Origin of the sequence: Microlunatus antarcticus, assembly GCF_014193425.1 — a bacterium.
In the GTDB taxonomy this organism is placed as follows: Bacteria; Actinomycetota; Actinomycetes; order Propionibacteriales; family Propionibacteriaceae; genus Microlunatus; species Microlunatus antarcticus.
In genome coordinates, this window is the sequence record NZ_JACHZG010000001.1 from 3,488,246 (window position 1) to 3,504,307 (window position 16,062).

18 protein-coding genes are annotated in these 16,062 nt (G+C 73.2%); 12 read left to right on the forward strand and 6 right to left on the reverse strand.

Going from position 1 to position 16,062, the window contains the following annotated elements; translation table 11 throughout:
* Positions 1 to 33: 33 nt before the first annotated feature.
* The gene (locus FHX39_RS20740) at positions 34 to 327 is read right to left on the reverse strand and encodes a hypothetical protein (protein WP_198424011.1); all 294 of its coding nucleotides are present in this window, start codon (positions 325 to 327) and stop codon (positions 34 to 36) included.
* A 174-nt stretch (positions 328 to 501) separates the two neighbouring features.
* On the opposite strand from FHX39_RS20740, the gene FHX39_RS16335 reads away from it, so the two are divergent.
* The 4 genes from FHX39_RS16335 (at position 502) to FHX39_RS16350 (ending at position 3,852) form a co-directional block, all read left to right on the forward strand.
* Positions 502 to 1,350, forward strand: coding sequence for a class I SAM-dependent methyltransferase (locus FHX39_RS16335; protein ID WP_183340144.1), 849 nt, complete (start codon positions 502 to 504; stop codon positions 1,348 to 1,350).
* A gap of 217 nt (positions 1,351 to 1,567) precedes the next feature.
* A complete protein-coding gene (locus FHX39_RS16340; RefSeq protein ID WP_183340146.1) occupies positions 1,568 to 3,307 on the forward strand; it encodes a DEDD exonuclease domain-containing protein in 1,740 nt (579 codons plus the stop codon).
* A 67-nt stretch (positions 3,308 to 3,374) separates the two neighbouring features.
* Positions 3,375 to 3,653 carry an Lrp/AsnC family transcriptional regulator gene (locus FHX39_RS16345; protein ID WP_183340148.1) on the forward strand — a complete coding sequence of 93 codons (279 nt, stop codon included), beginning with the start codon at positions 3,375 to 3,377 and terminating at the stop codon, positions 3,651 to 3,653.
* Positions 3,640 to 3,852 carry a hypothetical protein gene (locus tag FHX39_RS16350; RefSeq protein WP_183340150.1) on the forward strand — a complete coding sequence of 71 codons (213 nt, stop codon included), beginning with the start codon at positions 3,640 to 3,642 and terminating at the stop codon, positions 3,850 to 3,852. The genes FHX39_RS16345 and FHX39_RS16350 overlap by 14 nt, the downstream gene beginning before the upstream one ends.
* Before the next feature lie 34 nt (positions 3,853 to 3,886).
* Here the strand turns inward: FHX39_RS16350 and FHX39_RS16355 are convergent, their stop codons facing one another.
* Together FHX39_RS16355 and FHX39_RS16360 are read right to left on the reverse strand one after the other, a co-directional pair.
* Complete coding sequence (locus FHX39_RS16355; RefSeq protein WP_183340152.1) at positions 3,887 to 4,732, reverse strand: rhomboid family intramembrane serine protease; 846 nt, start codon at positions 4,730 to 4,732, stop codon at positions 3,887 to 3,889.
* Between the two features lie 19 nt (positions 4,733 to 4,751).
* Positions 4,752 to 5,285, reverse strand: coding sequence for a peptidylprolyl isomerase (locus FHX39_RS16360; RefSeq protein WP_183341609.1), 534 nt, complete (start codon positions 5,283 to 5,285; stop codon positions 4,752 to 4,754).
* Positions 5,286 to 5,486: 201 nt separating this feature from the next.
* Here FHX39_RS16360 and FHX39_RS16365 point away from each other — a divergent pair, with 201 nt between their 5' ends.
* The 3 genes from FHX39_RS16365 to FHX39_RS22260 all read left to right on the forward strand — a co-directional run bounded on the left by FHX39_RS16365 (position 5,487) and on the right by FHX39_RS22260 (position 8,366).
* The gene (locus tag FHX39_RS16365; protein WP_183340154.1) at positions 5,487 to 6,848 is read left to right on the forward strand and encodes a sunset domain-containing protein; all 1,362 of its coding nucleotides are present in this window, start codon (positions 5,487 to 5,489) and stop codon (positions 6,846 to 6,848) included.
* A gap of 222 nt (positions 6,849 to 7,070) precedes the next feature.
* Positions 7,071 to 7,646, forward strand: coding sequence for a hypothetical protein (locus FHX39_RS16370; protein ID WP_183340156.1), 576 nt, complete (start codon positions 7,071 to 7,073; stop codon positions 7,644 to 7,646).
* A 27-nt stretch (positions 7,647 to 7,673) separates the two neighbouring features.
* Positions 7,674 to 8,366, forward strand: a complete 693-nt coding sequence (locus FHX39_RS22260) for a prepilin peptidase (RefSeq protein ID WP_183340158.1) — start codon at positions 7,674 to 7,676, stop codon at positions 8,364 to 8,366.
* Here FHX39_RS22260 and FHX39_RS16380 read toward each other — a convergent pair.
* From FHX39_RS16380 to FHX39_RS16390, 3 genes are all read right to left on the reverse strand, one after another.
* Positions 8,356 to 8,796 carry a pilus assembly protein CpaE gene (locus tag FHX39_RS16380; protein ID WP_183340160.1) on the reverse strand — a complete coding sequence of 147 codons (441 nt, stop codon included), beginning with the start codon at positions 8,794 to 8,796 and terminating at the stop codon, positions 8,356 to 8,358. The two genes, FHX39_RS22260 and FHX39_RS16380, sit on opposite strands and share 11 nt — an antisense overlap.
* Before the next feature lie 70 nt (positions 8,797 to 8,866).
* Positions 8,867 to 9,931: an anthranilate phosphoribosyltransferase gene (gene trpD / locus FHX39_RS16385; protein ID WP_183340162.1), complete on the reverse strand. Its 1,065-nt coding sequence runs from the start codon at positions 9,929 to 9,931 to the stop codon at positions 8,867 to 8,869.
* A gap of 8 nt (positions 9,932 to 9,939) precedes the next feature.
* Positions 9,940 to 10,368, reverse strand: a complete 429-nt coding sequence (locus FHX39_RS16390; protein ID WP_183340164.1) for a response regulator transcription factor — start codon at positions 10,366 to 10,368, stop codon at positions 9,940 to 9,942.
* 152 nt (positions 10,369 to 10,520) lie between these two features.
* Here FHX39_RS16390 and ctaE point away from each other — a divergent pair, with 152 nt between their 5' ends.
* From ctaE to FHX39_RS16415, 5 genes are all read left to right on the forward strand, one after another.
* Entirely contained in the window at positions 10,521 to 11,231 is a 711-nt protein-coding gene (gene ctaE, locus FHX39_RS16395; RefSeq protein ID WP_456299346.1) for an aa3-type cytochrome oxidase subunit III, read from the forward strand.
* 98 nt (positions 11,232 to 11,329) lie between these two features.
* Positions 11,330 to 12,145 carry a cytochrome bc1 complex diheme cytochrome c subunit gene (gene qcrC, locus FHX39_RS16400; RefSeq protein ID WP_183340166.1) on the forward strand — a complete coding sequence of 272 codons (816 nt, stop codon included), beginning with the start codon at positions 11,330 to 11,332 and terminating at the stop codon, positions 12,143 to 12,145.
* Positions 12,142 to 13,239, forward strand: coding sequence for a cytochrome bc1 complex Rieske iron-sulfur subunit (gene qcrA, locus FHX39_RS16405; RefSeq protein WP_183340168.1), 1,098 nt, complete (start codon positions 12,142 to 12,144; stop codon positions 13,237 to 13,239). Before qcrC ends, qcrA begins: the two co-directional genes overlap by 4 nt.
* Positions 13,239 to 15,026, forward strand: coding sequence for a cytochrome bc1 complex cytochrome b subunit (gene qcrB, locus FHX39_RS16410; protein WP_183340170.1), 1,788 nt, complete (start codon positions 13,239 to 13,241; stop codon positions 15,024 to 15,026). Before qcrA ends, qcrB begins: the two co-directional genes overlap by 1 nt.
* 171 nt (positions 15,027 to 15,197) lie before the next feature.
* Positions 15,198 to 16,031, forward strand: coding sequence for a hypothetical protein (locus tag FHX39_RS16415; RefSeq protein WP_183340172.1), 834 nt, complete (start codon positions 15,198 to 15,200; stop codon positions 16,029 to 16,031).
* Positions 16,032 to 16,062: the final 31 nt, after the last annotated feature.

Sequence of the window (16,062 nt, forward strand, 5' to 3'; positions counted from 1 at the left end):
CTAGGTCACGATTTGGTCACTGGCAAACCCCGCCTAACCTTCCGATCCCGTCACGAAGCCGGTAAAAATGTCCCGCTCGTCGAGCCCCTCCCAGTCCGCGCGGCCCGGGGACGACACGCTCCGGACGGGCCGCGCGCTCGGGACGAGGCGCAGCGGCGGTACCAGCCCGGACCTGGCGAGCGCCGACAGGGCCTGCTGCTCGTCCCCGTCGAGGTCGACCCGCGGCCCGGGGATCCCGAGCAGGACGGTCACCACGCAGTCCGTGCAGGCCGGCCCTCGGGCCGAGCAGCTGTCGCAGTCCACGTGCAAGGTGCTCCCCTGGCTCATCGCGGTCCTCCCCTTCGAGCCGGTGGTCCCGGCGTCCTGAGTGGTGCTCGGTGTGGTGCTTCGGTGTGGTGCTCGGGCGACGATCTGGTCGGCGGGCGGTGACGTCCCCTCACGCCACCGCCCGCCGAAGAACACTCTGACCACCCCCACTGACACTCCTGCGAGACTCGGCCCGTGAGCACCCCCGACCCGGACCCGGCCGCCCGTCCCGCCGACGGTCCGGAGGCGCCCCGGGAGACGTACTCCCACGGGCACCACCCCTCGGTCCTCGCCTCCCACGGCCGCCGGACCGCCGAGACCTCCGCGGCGTACCTGCTCCCCCACCTGCGTCCCACCGACGTCCTGCTCGACGTCGGGGCCGGGCCCGGGACGATCACCGCCGACCTCGCCACCCGCGTCGCCCGGGTCGTGGGCCTCGACCCGGCCCAGGCCGCCGTCACCGCCGCGCGTGAGCTCGTGACACGCCGCGGGCTGACGAACGTCCGCATCGACACGGGCGACGTGTACGCGCTGGACGCCCCCGACGGCACGTACGACGTCGTCCACGCCCACCAGGTGCTCCAGCACCTGGCCGACCCGGTCGCCGCGCTGCGCGAGATGCGCCGCGTCTGCCGCCCGGGCGGTCTCGTCGCCGTCCGCGACGCCGACTACGCGACCATGAGCTGGTTCCCCGAGAGCGCCGGGCTGACCCGCTGGCTCGCCCTCTACGAGGACCTCGCGCGCCGCAACGGAGGCGAGCCGGACGCGGGCCGGCGGCTGAAGGCGTGGGCCCTCGAGGCCGGCTTCACCGACGTCACGGCCTCGGGATCGGTCTGGTGCTACGCCTCCGCCGAGGACCTCGCCTGGTGGACGGGGACCTGGGCCGAGCGCCTCACCGAGTCGTCCTTCGCCACCTCCGCGCTGGGGCACGGGCTCGCGGACACCGCCGAGCTCGAGCACCTCGCCGAGGCCTGGCGCACCTTCGGCGCGGACCCGCGGGCCTGGTTCCTGGTGCCGCACGGCGAGGTCCTCGCCCGGGCCTGACGACCCCGGGGTGCCCCCCGGCCACCCCGCTCCCCCGACCTCCCACGAACCCCGCTCCAGGTGACCACTGGTCATTCGAGCCCCTCCCCCAGCTCCCTGCACCGCCCCGGCGTGACCACTGGTCAGCCGGGGACGCGTCGTCCGTGACCACTGGTCACGACCCCGCTCGAACAGGTGTGCGAGCTTCTGTCAGGGGAAGCCCGTACGGTCTCGGCCCATGACCACCCCGGCGCAGGCGAGCTTCGACGACCTCGGGACGCCGCTGTCGGACCTCACCTACTGCGTCGTCGACCTGGAGACCACCGGCGGCGCGGAGACGGACCGGATCACCGAGATCGGGGCGGTCAAGGTGCGCGGCGGCGAGGTCGTCGGCGAGTTCCAGACGCTGGTCAACCCGCGGACGCACATCCCGCCGCTGATCGCGGTGCTCACCGGCATCACCAGCTCGATGGTCGCGGCCGCACCGACGCTGCGCGAGGTGCTGCCCGCCTTCCTCGCCTTCGCCCACGGCACCGTCGTGGTCGCGCACAACGCGCCCTTCGACACCGGCTTCCTGCGCCGGGCCTGCGAGGGGCTCGGCTACCCGTACCCGCGCTGGCCGGTGCTCGACACCGCCGCCCTCGCGCGGGTGATCCTGCTGCGCGACGAGGTCCCCAACTGCAAGCTCGGGACCCTGGCGCGGCACTTCCGGACCACCGTCACCCCCAACCACCGGGCGCTCACCGACGCGCAGGCCACGGTCGACGTGCTGCACGGGCTGATGGAGCGGGTCGGCAACCTGGGGGTGCACACCCTGGAGGACCTGCAGGAGTTCAGCCGGCAGGTCTCCCCGCAGCGCCGCTCCCGGCGGACCTGGGCGGCCGGGCTGCCCGAGACCGCAGGCGTCTACCTCTTCGTGGCCGAGCAGCCCGCGACCGCCGACGGCGAGGCCCAGCGCCACGTGCTCTACGTCGGCAAGTCCAAGAACCTCCGGGCGCGGGTGCGGACGTACTTCACCGCGTCGGAGAAGCGGCGCCGGATGGACGAGATGGTCCGGGTGGCCACCGGCGTCGAGACGATCGTCTGCGACACCCAGCTGCAGGCCGACGTCCTCGAGCTGCGCCTCATCGCCGCGCACGCGCCGCGCTACAACCGGCGCTCCAAGTTCCCCGACCGCCAGACGTGGGTCAAGATCACGACGGACGTGTTCCCCCGGCTGTCGATCGTGGGCGCGGTCAAGGAGGACGGGGCGACCTACTTCGGCCCCTTCGCCCGGCGCCAGGCCGCCGAGGACGTCGTGCTCGCGGTCTACGACGGCTTCCCGCTGCGCCAGTGCACGACACGGCTGAGCCCGACCCGGCCCACCAACGCCTGCGCCCTGGCCGCGATGGGCCGCTGCTGCGCCCCGTGCGACGGCTCGGTCGGCCGCGAGGAGTACGCCGTCCTGGTCGAGCAGGTGCGCGCCGCGCTGTGCACGGACGCCCGCCCGGCGGTCTCGGCCGTGTCGGCCCGGCTGACGCGCCTCGTCGGCGAGCACCGCTACGAGGAGGCCGAGACGATCCGGCGGCGGCTGGACACGCTCGGCCGGACCGCGCGCCGCTTCCACCGGGTGTCGAGCCTGGCCGCGTGCCCCGAGATCGTCGCCGCGCGCCGCGAGGGGGCGGGCTGGGACATCCACGTGATCCGGCACGGCCGGCTGGCCAGCAGCGGGGTCGCCGGGGCGTACGACGTGCCGCAGGCCGTGGCCCGCAGCACGGTCGCGACCGCCGAGACCGTACGACCCGCCCCGGCGCCCCTGCCCGCCGCCGGCATCGAGGAGACCGAGCGCATCGCCGACTGGCTGGAGCAGCCCGGGGTCCGCATCATGCACATCGAGGGCGAGTGGGCCTGGCCCCTGCACGCGGTGCTCGACCACGAGACCCTCGTCCAGCACGCCCTCGGGGGGCAGGCGGCGCCGCAGCCCGCGCTGGCCGGGTGAGGGAGCGGCGGAGCCGGTCGGCGAGGGGTGGCCCCCGGCGGGCCGGGGCGACCCTAGGATGGCCGGCGTGGTGACCGCGATCGTCTTCATCAACGCCGAGGTGGCGCGGATCAGCGAGGTGGCCGAGGCGGTCGCGGCGCTGCCCGGGGTCTCGGAGGTCTACTCCGTCACCGGCGCGCTCGACCTCGTCGCGATCGTGCGGGTCGCCGACCACGAGCAGGTCGCCGGCGTCGTGGCCGACCGGCTCAACAAGGTGCCGGGCATCCTCCGCACCGAGACCCACATCGCGTTCCGCGCCTACTCCGCGCACGACCTCGAGGCGGCCTTCTCCCTTGGCGGCGACTGAGCCGGACGGGTCGGCGCCACCGCCGCCCCTGACCGACGACCTCGCCACCCGCGGACCCTGGGTCACGACCCGCACCCTGACGGCCGTCGTCCTCGTGCTGGTCGTGCTGCTGCTCGTCAGCGCGGTCGTGGGCTTCGTCCTGCTGCACCAGCCGCGACTCACGCCCCTGCCGGTGCCCTCGGTCTCGTCGATCGCCTGACGCCCCGCCCGGCGAGGTGGGCGCCGCCGACGCGCTAGCCGACGAAGGTCGGCAGCGCGACGGCGACCACGCAGACCACGACGACGGCGAGCAGGCCGACGACCTGGGCCGCCGTGCGGTTGCCGCGGGGCGCGTACGCCAGCACGGCGCCCGCCAGCGCACCCACGGCGATGCCACCGATCATCGTGAGCCAGCCGAAGCTGGAGAAGCCGACCACCAGGCTGTAGAGCACGAGGATGACGAAGAGGCCCACGTCGCCGCGGACGTCCTCGCCGCTCTTGCGCTTGCCGATGGCGTTGGCCGCCAGCAGACCGACCACGGCCGAGGCCGCCCCGAGCGTGGCGCCGTTCTCCGGACCGAGCAGGTAGAACAGCGTCGAGCCGCCGAGCGTCGCAGTGAAGTAGATGGCCAGGAACCTCGCCGGTCCGACCTCGGACTCGATCGCCCGTCCGGCGAGCCAGAGGACGAGCAGGTTCATGACCAGGCCGAGCAGCCCGCCGGAGACGAGACCGCTGGTGACGAGGCGCCACAGCTCCCCGGCCGCGACGTACGGGTTGACCATGAGGAGCCAAGGCAGGACGAGGCCTCGCGTGACGAGGTTGGTCACGTAGACCACCGCCAGGGCGATCATCACGCCCTTGGTCGCCACCCCGCCCCCGGGCGCCATGCGCGCCCCGAAGCGGGTCCGCGGCTCGCGGACGTTCGCCCGCCCGAGCCCGACGCAGCGGGGGCACTGGAACCCGACCGAGGCCGTGTTCATGCACTCCCCGCAGATCGGCCGACCGCACCGCTGGCACGCGATGCCGGTCTGCCGGTCCGGGTGCTTGTAGCAGGCCGCGAAGCCGGGGGCGGTGAAGTCCGGCCCCGTCTCCGCGGTCATCGTGGTGCCTTCGGCAGCATCAGGAAGCGGACCCGGCGCTGCCGAGCGTCACCGACTCGATGACGACGGGCTCGACCGGACGGTCGCCCCGGCCGGTCTTCACGTTGGCGATCTCGTCGACCACCGCACGGCTGGCGGCGTCGGCCACCTCGCCGAAGATCGAGTGCTTGCGGTTGAGGTGCGGCGTGTTCGTCACCGTGATGAAGAACTGCGAGCCGTTGGTGCCCGGGCCCGCGTTGGCCATGGCCAGGAGGTAGGGCCGGTTGAACGACAGGTCGGGGTGGAACTCGTCGGCGAAGGTGTAGCCCGGGCCACCGGTGCCGGTGCCCAGGCGGTCGCCCGTCTGGACCATGAAGCCGTCGATGATGCGGTGGAAGATGACGCCGTCGTAGAACGGGCCGGTCGTCTTCGCGCCCGTCTGCGGGTCCTGGTACTCCAGCGTGCCGCCGGCCAGCCCGACGAAGTTGGCCACCGTCTTGGGCGCCTGGTCGGCGAACAGGTTCAGCGCGATGTCGCCGTGGTTGGTGTGGAGGACTGCCGTCTGCTGGGCCACGAGAAGAGGCACCTTTCTGATGAGGATCCGGTCTGCCCGGACGTCGGCCGCGAGCGCTCAGGACCCCGGTGGGTCCGCGCGGCTGGGTCCCCCATCCTGGCAGACCGCGCCAACGCGGCCCGTCTCTCCGGCCTGACCAGGGCGGACGCTACGGTTTGGGGGTGGCTGGTGGACGCCGGCCGCCCTCTGGAGGAGACACCCGTGAACAAGACCCCTGACCCCGGCGAGGTCGTGCGCGACAAGGTCGTCCCCGTCGCGCAGGCCGCCGCGGAGAAGACCGTGGCCCTCGCGCACAGCGCCGCCGAGAAGGTCGCCCCCCTCACCCACCAGGCGGTCGAGGCGGTGACCCCGTTCGCGCAGCAGGTGAGCGACGCCGTGTCGCCGTACGCCCACCAGGCCGCCGACGCGGTCGGGCCGTACGCGGCCCAGGTGAACGACCTCGGCCACCAGGCCGCCGACCGCGTCGCGCCGTACGCGCACCAGGCCGCCGAGGCCGTCGCGCCGTACGCGGCCCTCGTCCGTCAGCAGGGCGTGAAGTCGGGCCACGACCTGGCCGACCGGCTCGAGCCGGCACTCGAGGCCGCCCGGGAGGCGTTCTCGGGAGCGCGTGACAAGGTCACGAGCGAGTACGTCCCCGCCGTCGGCGCCGCTGCGGCCACCGCCGCCGCGTCGGCCACGCCCCTGGTCACGTCGGCCGCGGACCGCGGCCGGTCGCTCGTGCAGAGCGTCCGCAAGGAGCCCGCGGTGGTCCTGCCGCCGCCGCGCAAGAAGCACCGCTGGCTGACGACCCTCGCCGTCGTCGGCGCCGCGGCCGCCGCCACCTACGTCGTCGTCCGCAAGCTCGTCGGCGACAAGGGCTCGCAGTGGCAGACCGCCCGCCCGACCACGCCGTACGCACCGCCCGTGGCGGCCGAGCCGCGCGTGTCGGCCGAGGCCGGCGTCGCCGAGCCCCAGCCCGAGACGGCCGGGCCCGGCGAGACCGACGTCGTGGCCAGCACCACGTCGCTCTACGGCACCGCCGGCACGCCCGGTGACGAGTCCGGCACCGTCGAGGACGTGGACGGCTCGGCGATCGCCGCACGCCACGCGAACCTCGACGACGTCGCCTCCGTCGACGAGGGCGACGACGCCCCGTCCGTGCCCTCGGCCACCGACGCCGGGTCGACCGGGGCCGGCACCACCGGGTCCTCGGACAGCACCGGAGACGACTCGACCGGGGCCGACAACGTCGGTGCCGGTGCAGAGACGCCCTACGGCGACGAGAAGATCGAGACCGAGCTCGAGACCGTCGAGGAGCGGGCCTACGAGGAGCCGGCCGACGCGGTCTGGGCCGAGCAGGACACCAAGACCGGTGGTGGCCCGGAGGCGCACCCCGAGCGCTACGACATGGCCGGGGCCTACGTCGGGGTCGAGCCCCCGGAGGGCTTCGCCATCAAGGGCAACGAGCGGTCGATGAAGTACCACCTGCCCGACTCGAACGGCTGGGCACGCACGATCGCCGAGGTCTGGTTCAGCTCGGAGGAGGCGGCCCAGCAGGCCGGCTTCACGAAGGCCCAGCACTGACGCACCGGCACCACCGGCACGACGAGCACTGACCCCTGCGGGCGGTCCGGGGAGACCCGGGCCGCCCGTAGTCGTCTGCCCGGACAACCCAGACCACCCGGACAACACCTGTGGCGACACCGCCAACACCACCCGTGACACATCGGGGGCCCTCCGCGGGCCTTCTCCTGCTGAGGGCTCCTGGCGTGGAGCCCACGACGGAGACGGGAGAACGACGTGGTGGTGTCGACGACAGGGTCCGGGGCCCGGACGACCGCGGGGACCGGGACGGGCGGGGTGTCGGGGCACGACGAGATGGACGCCCGCTGGGTCGACGCCCGGCCGTTCCGGGCGCACCTGCGCCACCTCATGTCCGCGGGGTCGCTCGACGTGGCGGAGGTGGCCGTCGTCCTGGGCCTCCCGACCCGGACGGTCCGGAACCTGCTCGAGGGCCGCGCGGGGCGGGTCCCCCGCCGGATCAGCCCGCCGACCGCCCGCCGGCTGCTGCTGGTGCGGCCCGACGACGTGCAGGGGCTCCGCTGGCGTCTGGCCCCGGCCGACGAGCCGCGGGCCGCGCTCGGACGGCTCCGGGCGAGCGGCTGGTCGGTCGACGAGGTGGCGTCGGCCGTCGGCTTCGGGCTCGAGGAGCTCGCGGCGCTGGACCGGCACACGCACGGCAACCGGCTGCTGGCCGTCCGCCTCGTCGGTCTCGCCCGGGGCCTGCCCGCCGCCCTGCACGACGAGGACCGGGACGACGAGGACCTGCACGTCGAGGACCTGCACGACGAGAGCCGGGACGACGTGGCGTCGGCCGCGTGAGCCGCCGGCGCTCCGTACGATCGCCCGGTGCCGCTCCCGTCCTCCTCCCCCGGCCTGCTGCCGGGCGGGTGGGACGTCGTGCTGCTCGTCCTCGTGGCGGCCGTCCCGGTGCTCCTCGGCACCCGCGCCGTGCTGGTCCGCCTGCCCGAGCCGGCCGAGCCCGAGGGCAAGACGCCCTACCGGGCGCTGCCGACGCGTGGCTTCGTGACCGCGTGCACCGCGCTGGCGGTCGGCACGGCCGGCCTGGTCGGGCTCACGCTGCCGACGGGCACCTGGCCGCTGTGGTGGGTCCTGTGCGGGCCCGCCCTGGTGCTCGTCGCGATCGACGCTCGGACGACGTGGCTGCCCCTCGGGCTCACCCGTGCCGTCTGGGTCCTGACCGCCGGGGCCGCCGTGCCGGCGACGTTCCTCGGCGGGGTGCCGCTCCTGGTGCGCAGCGCGGCCGGGGCGGGCGCGGCCGCTCTGCTCTACCTGCTGCTGTGGCGGCTCAGCCGGGGCGGCCTGGGCTTCGGCGACGTCCGGCTGGCGCCCGTGCTGGGCGCGGCGACCGCTGCCGCGGGCTGGTCGACGCTCGTCGCGGCCCTGCTGCTCGGCAGCCTGGTCGGGGCGGCCGTCGGGGTCGTGCTGGCGCTGCGGGGCCGCCCGGGCGCCTTCCCGTACGCGCCGTCGATGTTGGCCGGCGCGTTCCTGGCCTGCGGGGTGCGTGCCCTCAGCGGGTGAGGGCGCCGACGGCCGCGGCCGCCGCGGGGTCGCGCTCGGGCAGCACGACGAGCAGGGCCTCGGCGTAGGCGTCGCTCGCGTCGGGCCGCGGCTCGGTGTGGAAGGCCCCGGCCGGCCCGGCGCCGCTGACCACGAAGCCCTCGCCGACGCGGTCGAGGGAGAGGAAGGCGTCACCGAGCAGACCGCGGAGCTGCTCCTCGCGCGGCATCCACACCACCGCGTCGGACTCCACCGAGTCGAGGGCCCACTCGACGGTGCCGTTGAAGTGGAACCGCTCCTCGCCGTGCCGCACGATCAGCTCGACGACCATGTCGGCGATCGTGAAGACGGACTCGGAGATCTCCGGCCGCGGGATGAAGAACTGGTCGCCGTTCGCGGGCGTCCAGTCCAGGACGGGAGCGAGCCGGCTGGCGAGGTCGCGTGATATCACACGTCCAGCGTACGGACCTCTGCGTCCCGCCACCGGGCGTGCCGGGGCCGGGACCCCGTCGAGCGGGGTCCTACCGCCGGACGGACCGTACGGCGTGGGTGGCCTCGACCCAGGTGTCGAGCGTCCGGGCGGCCGCCCCGCTGTCGATGGCCTCCCGGGCCACGTCGAGCTGCCGGGCGAGCTGGTCGGTCAGCCCGTCGGCGTCGGGCCCCTCGTACGCCGCGAGCGCCGCCGCCGCGTTGAGCAGCACGATGTCGCGGACGGGGCCCGGCCGACCGGCGAGCAGGGCCCGGGTGACCTCGGCGTTGTGCTGCGGGTCGCCCCCGACCAGGTCGTCCGGGACGGCCCGGGCCAGCCCGAGGTCCAGCGGGTCGAAGGACGTGCGGACGACGACGCCGTCCCGGTGCACCCACACGGTCGAGGCGCTGGTCGTCGTGAGCTCGTCCAACCCGTCGCCGCCGTGGACGACGAGGCCCTGGTGGCCGCGCCGGGCCAGGACGCCGGCGACGAGCTCGGCGACGCGGAGGTCGGCAACCCCGACGGCCTGCGCGGCGGGCTGGGCCGGGTTGGCGAGCGGGCCGAGGAAGTTGAAGACCGTGGCGACCCCGAGCTCGCGCCGGACGAGCCCCGCGTGCCGCAGGGCCGGGTGGTAGAGCGGGGCGAAGAGGAAGGCGATGCCGGCGGCGTCCACGACCTGCTGCTGGTCCTCGGGCACGACGTCGAGCACGACGCCCAGCGCCTCGAGCACGTCGGCGGCGCCGCTGGCCGACGACGCGGCCCGGTTGCCGTGCTTGACCACCCGCGCGCCGGCGCCGGCGGCCACGATCGCGGCCATGGTCGAGATGTTGACGGTGTTCGCCCGGTCGCCCCCGGAGCCGACGACGTCGACCGCGTGCCCGCCGATCTCCAGCGGCGTGGCGAAGTCGAGCATCGTCTCGGCGAGGCCGGCGATCTCGTCGACCGTCTCGCCCTTCGTGCGCAGCGCCATGACGAAGCCGGCGATCTGGGCCGGGGTGGCGTCGCCCGCGAGGATCTGCCGCATCGCCCAGGCGGTCGTCGCCCGGTCGGCGTCACGTCGCGCGACCAGGTCGCTGAGGACGCTCGGCCAGGTCGGCCCGGCGGGCGCTGCCGCCACGACCCCGCTCACCCGCGTCCGGCCGGTTCCGTCGCCCCCCGCAGGAGCTGCGCGACCACCGCCGGGAGCCGGACGGGGTCGATCGGGTGGCCGACCACCCCGTCGGCCCGCGACCAGGTCGCCAGCCAGGCGTCGTCCGGCCGGCCGGTGAGGACCAGCAGCGGCGGGCAGCGGCGGATCTCGTCCTTCAGCTGGCGGCACAGGCCCATCCCGCCCGGGACCGCCTCGCCGTCGAGGATCGCGAGGTCGATGCCGCCGCGGTCCATCGCGGTGAGCACGGCCGGCTGCGTGGCGACCTCCTCCACCCGGACGGGCGGGAGGTCACGGGCGACGCGGCGACCCAGGGCCAGCCGCACGTCCTCGCGGGTGCGCCGGTTGGACGAGTAGAGCAGCACGGTCAGGGCGCCGGGGGCGTCTGGTCCGGGGTGGCTGCTCATGGCACTGTCTCCTGCGCTCGGTCCGGTGGGTGGGTCCACGCGACCTCGGCGGACCGCGAGCAGCCTAGTGGTCGGCGCCCCGGAGGGGCTCGCGCCGTGCGGCGCCACGCCCGAGCCGTGACCCGTGAGGCATCTGTGGACATAATGACCCCGTGGCAACACACTCGCACAGCGTCTCCGGGTCGATGACCAAGCCCGAGAGCGCGCTCCACCCGATCCCGCAGTCGCGCCTCTACGGACGACCCGGAAGGCCCGACGCCGTGGCGGTGGGCACCATCATCTGGCTGGCGTCGGAGCTGATGTTCTTCGCCGCCCTCTTCGCGGCGTACTTCACGATCCGCAACGTCACCTCCGCCCAGGCGGCGCAGGCGAACGTCCCCACCCTGTGGGACACGTCGACCGCGACCCTGAACATCCCGTTCGCCATCGCGAACACGGCGGTGCTGGTGTCGAGCTCCTTCACCTGCCAGATGGGCGTGTTCGCCGCCGAGCGCGGTCAGGTCGGGCGCACCGGCTCGGTCCTGAACTTCGGGGGCTGGGGTCTGCGCGAGTGGTACTTCCTGACCTTCGGCCTCGGCGCCTTCTTCATCGCCGGCCAGACGTTCGAGTACGCGACGCTCATCCACGAGGGCCTGAGCATCTCCGCGAACGTGTACGGCTCGGTCTTCTTCCTGGCCACCGGCTTCCACGGCCTGCACGTGACCGGCGGGCTCATCGCCTTCCTGTTCGTGCTCGGCCGCACGTTCCTGGCCCGCACCTTCACGCACGAGCAGGCCGTCACGGCCGTCGTCGTCTCCTACTACTGGCACTTCGTCGACATCGTGTGGATCGCGCTGTTCGGCGTGATCTACCTGCTCCGCTGACCTGCCGGAGCACGAGACTGAAGCGTCACACCTGACCTCGCATCCGTCGTCGGGCGCACAACTGAATCCTTGACTGAACGACGGAGGGGTAGGACACAGTGAGTTTCCTGGCAGCACGACGGCGGCACCCGGCAGCGCGAGCGCTGCTCCTGCTGCTCGCCCTGTTCGTCATGGGGGCGCTGTCGACCCTGCTGGCCCCCGGGCAGCAGTCGTCGGCCGACACCGGCACCAGCCAGCAGGTCGCGGAGGGCAAGGCCCTCTTCGCCGTGGGCTGCGGCTCCTGCCACGGCCTGAACGGCGAGGGCCAGGTCACCAGCACCATCCAGGGCCCGCCCCTGGCCGGTGTGGGCGCCGCCTCCGTCGAGTTCCAGGTCGGCAGCGGCCGGATGCCGATGGCCGCCCCCGCCGCGCAGGCGCCGGTCCACCCGGTCCGCTACAGCGAGGCCGAGATCGCCGCGCTCGCCGCGTACGTCGCGACGCTGGGCCCCGGCCCGGCGATCCCCGCGCCGGAGGAGTACAACACCGCCGGTGTCAGCCAGGAGGACATCGCCCGGGGCGGCGAGCTCTTCCGCACCAACTGCTCGGCCTGCCACAACTTCGAGGGCGCCGGCGGCGCGCTCCCCGGCGGCAAGTACGCACCGTCGCTGAAGAACTCCAGCAACCTGCACATCTACGAGGCCATGGTCACCGGCCCGCAGCAGATGCCGGTGTTCAACGACGACGTCCTCCGTCCGGAGGACAAGAAGGCGATCATCGCCTACCTCAACGACCTGCACTCGCGCCCCAACCAGGGCGGGCTCGACCTCGGCGGGCTCGGCCCGGTGAGCGAGGGCCTGTGGGCCTGGATCATCGGCATCGGCGGACTCATCGCCTTCGCGGTCTGGATCGCGTCCAAGGGAGTCAAGGCAAAGTGACAGATCTCGAGCGCAGCACCTCGGCCGGGGACGGGCACACCGACCTCGACACGACCCACCCGGAGTCGCAGTACCCGGTCGCCGACCCCGGCCACCCGGAGCACCTGCCCCGACTCACCGACGTCGACGAGAAGGCCGCAGACCGGGCCACCCGTCAGGTCGCGACGATGTTCGGCATCGTCCCCGTCCTGGCCATCGGCTTCGCGGTCGCGTACTTCGCGGTCCCGGAGACGGCGTACATCGACTTCGGCTTCCTGCACGTCGGGCTGCAGCACTTCCTGCTCGGCACCACCGCGGGTCTCGCGCTGCTGCTGATCGGCATCGGTGCCGTCCAGTGGGCGCGTCAGCTGATGGACGACCACGAGATGGTCGACTACCGGCACAGTGCCGCCTCAGACGCCGACGACCGCGAGTACGTCGTCACCGAGCTCCAGAAGGGCACCGAGGAGTCCAAGATCACCCGGCGCAAGGTGCTCGGTCGCAGCCTCGTCGGTGCGCTGGCCGCCCTGGGGATCCCGCTGATCGTCAGCTTCGCCGACCTCGGCCCCTGGCCGACCAAGAAGCGTCGTGCGGCCACGATCGAGACCACGATCTGGGCCGAGGGCGTGCGCCTCGTCAACGACGTCACCTACGTCCCGATCAAGGCCTCCGACCTGGAGATCGGGCAGCTGGTCAACGGCCAGCCCGAGAACCTCAAGGAGCTCGAGGGCACGGAGTTCCTCCAGGCCAAGTCGAAGTCCTCGATCATCATCGTCCGGATGGACCCCCGGACCATCCAGATCCCGGCCTCGCGCCAGGACTGGCAGGTCGGCGGGATCCTCTGCTACTCCAAGATCTGCACTCACGTCGGCTGCCCCATCAGCCTCTGGGAGCAGCAGACCCACCACCTGCTCTGCCCTTGCCACCAGTCGACCTTCGACCTCGGCAACTCGGGGCTGGTGATCTTCGGCCCGGCCGCGCGTGCGCTGCCGCAGCTGCCCATCACCGTGGACGCCGAGGGCTACCTCGTCGCACGCAGTGGTTTCACCGTCCCGGTCGGCCCGAGCTTCTTCGAGCGTGACTCTCGTAACGACTTCAAGGAAGGGGACAACTGATGGCTCGTCCAGCAGCCACAGTTTCCGACGCCCCGGCCGTCCAGGCCGACACCCCGAAGCAGGAGCTGGGGCCGGTCTTCAAGCTGGCCGCAGGTCCCTCCGAGTACCTCGACCAGCGCCTCGGCCTCGCCAAGCTGAGCCGGCCCTTCATCCGCAAGGTGTTCCCCGACCACTGGTCGTTCCTGCTGGGTGAGGTCGCGCTCTACTCGTTCGTCGTCCTGCTGCTGACCGGTGTGTTCCTCACGATCTGGTACACGCCGTCCATGGCCGAGGTCGAGTACAACGGCAGCTACCAGCTGCTGCGCGGCCTCTCGATGTCGCAGAGCTACGAGTCGACGCTGAACCTGTCGTTCGACATCCGTGGCGGCCTGCTCGTCCGGCAGATCCACCACTGGTCGGCCATGCTGTTCCTGGCCGCGATGCTGGCGCACAGCCTCCGCGTCTTCTTCACCGGCGCGTTCCGCAAGCCCCGCGAGCTCAACTGGCTCCTCGGCGTCGCGCTGGTCATGCTGGGCCTCATCGAGGGCTTCGCGGGCTACTCGTTGCCCGACGACCTGCTCTCGGGCACCGGGCTCCGCTTCGTCGACGGCCTCATCCGCTCGATCCCCCTCATCGGGACCTGGGCCGAGTTCTTCGTCTTCGGTGGCGAGTTCCCCGGCGACCTGATCGTGGCCCGTCTCTACATGGTCCACATCCTGCTGCTGCCGGCGCTGATCCTGGGCCTGATCGCGGCACACCTCGCGCTCGTGGTCTACCTCAAGCACACGCAGTTCCCCGGCCCGGGTCGCACCGAGGCCAACGTGGTCGGCTACCCGATCTTTCCGGTCTACATGGCAAAGGCCGGTGGGTTCTTCTTCATCGTCTTCGGTGTCCTGGTCCTCATGGGCGGGCTCATGCAGATCAACCCGATCTGGTCGTACGGCCCGTACAACCCGGCCGAGGTCTCGGCGGGCTCGCAGCCCGACTGGTACATGGGCTTCGTCGAGGGCGCGATCCGGATCATGCCGAACTGGGAGTCGCACATCGGCGGCACGACCTGGTCGTGGAACGTCGCGATCCCGGGTCTCGGCACGATGGGTCTCTTCTTCGGCCTGATGGCGCTCTACCCCTTCATCGAGGCGTGGGTCACCAAGGACAAGAGCGAGCACCACATCCTCGAGCGTCCCCGCAACAACCCGACCCGCACCGGCTTCGGCGTGGCCGCGATGACGGCGTACGCGATGCTCTGGATCGGTGGTGGCAACGACCTCGTCGCGACCCAGTTCCACGTGTCGCTCAACGCGGTGACCTACTTCCTCCGGGTGGCGGTCTTCGTGATGCCGGTCATCGCCTTCATGGCGACGAAGCGGATCTGCATCGGGCTCCAGCGCTCCGACGAGGAGCGTCTGCTGCACGGGGCCGAGACGGGCATCATCGAGCGTGACCCGTCCGGTGCCTACACCGAGCGTCACGCCCCGATCAGCCAGGGCGAGGCCTGGACGCTGACGCAGCACCGCGAGAACGCGGCGCTGATGCCGGTCGAGTCCGACCCCGACCTGACCGAGGGGCAGCTGCAGCGGGAGAACCTGCGCCGTCGGGCGAGCCGGTTCTACTTCATCGACACGCTGCGCAAGCCGACCCGGGCCGAGCTCGAGGCCGCCCAGCACCACGGTGACGGGCACGACGGCCACGAGCTCGAGAGCGGCAACGGGCACAACGGCAACGGGCACGGCGAGCACGGGAACGGCAACGGTCACCACTCGATCGAGGCCGGCGCGACGACCTCGGGATCCATCCCGAGCCAGTAGCGCCCCGGTACGACCTTCGACGCCCCGTCTCCCCTCGTGGGAGGCGGGGCGTCGGCGTTCCCGGTCCTGTGGGCTTCCTCACCCCTGGTAACGAACGCGGCGGACCAGCCGTTGGCGGACACGGACGAGGGCACCGCCTGGTGCCCACCACGCCCGGACGAAAGCACGCACATGAGCACCGACCCGAACGACCGCCCCCAGCCCTCCGCCGACGACGGACCCGACAAGCGCGAGGCCCCGAAGAGCTCGCTGTCGATCGCCCAGATCGTCGGCGGCGCCCTCGCCGCGATGACCGCCGCCGCGCTGGGCTCCCGGCTCAGCCTCGCCGGCACCGTCGTCGGTGCCGCGTTCGCGAGCATCATCGCGGCCGTCGCCGGGACCCTCTACACGGCCTCCCTGAGGCGTACGAGCCAGGGCGTCAGCACCGTGATCGCCCGGGTCCGGCCGGCCTCCACGGGCGGCACCGCCCGCCAGCCCGGCCAGGCGACCGCCACGACCCCGCCGACCAGCGTCGGCGACACCGGCGTCGACGCCACCGACGGGTGGCCGGTCACCACCGACCAGACCCCCGACGGCGCGGACGTCGACCCGGACGCGACCACCACCGCCGGGCGGTCGCGCGTCGGCTGGAAGCAGGTCGTCGTCGGCGCGCTGCTGATGTTCGTCGTCGCCGCACTGGTGCTGACGGGGATCGAGCTGGCGACCGGGCGCGCCCTCTCCGGCGGGACCGGCACGACCGTCGGCCAGGTCGCCGAGCCGAGCACCCGGCCCAGCCCGACGCCGACCGCCCGACCCAGTGCGTCGCCGACGCCGAGCGCCGCCCCCAGCTCCACGGTGAGCGCCGCGCCGAGCGCGACGGCCGCGCCGTCGTCGACGCCGAGCAGCGAGCCGACGGCCGCCCCCACCCCGTCGAGCAGCCCCGTACCGTCGGACTCCCCCACCCCGGTGGCGTCGTCGACCCCGACCGCCGCCCCGTCCGCGCCCGGCGCGACACCCACCTCCTGAACGGGCGCCACTCCGTTACGATCGGGCCTTC

Bases quoted from the DNA above. Each gene is read 5' to 3' on its own strand.
- FHX39_RS16415 (WP_183340172.1), top strand. From the start codon at position 15,198: ATGAGCACCGACCCGAACGACCGCCCCCAGCCCTCCGCCGACGACGGA.
- qcrB (WP_183340170.1), top strand. From the start codon at position 13,239: ATGGCTCGTCCAGCAGCCACAGTTTCCGACGCCCCGGCCGTCCAGGCC.
- FHX39_RS16355 (WP_183340152.1), bottom strand. From the start codon at position 4,732: ATGACCGCGGAGACGGGGCCGGACTTCACCGCCCCCGGCTTCGCGGCC.
- FHX39_RS20740 (WP_198424011.1), bottom strand. From the start codon at position 327: ATGAGCCAGGGGAGCACCTTGCACGTGGACTGCGACAGCTGCTCGGCC.
- FHX39_RS16340 (WP_183340146.1), top strand. From the start codon at position 1,568: ATGACCACCCCGGCGCAGGCGAGCTTCGACGACCTCGGGACGCCGCTG.
- FHX39_RS16390 (WP_183340164.1), bottom strand. From the start codon at position 10,368: ATGAGCAGCCACCCCGGACCAGACGCCCCCGGCGCCCTGACCGTGCTG.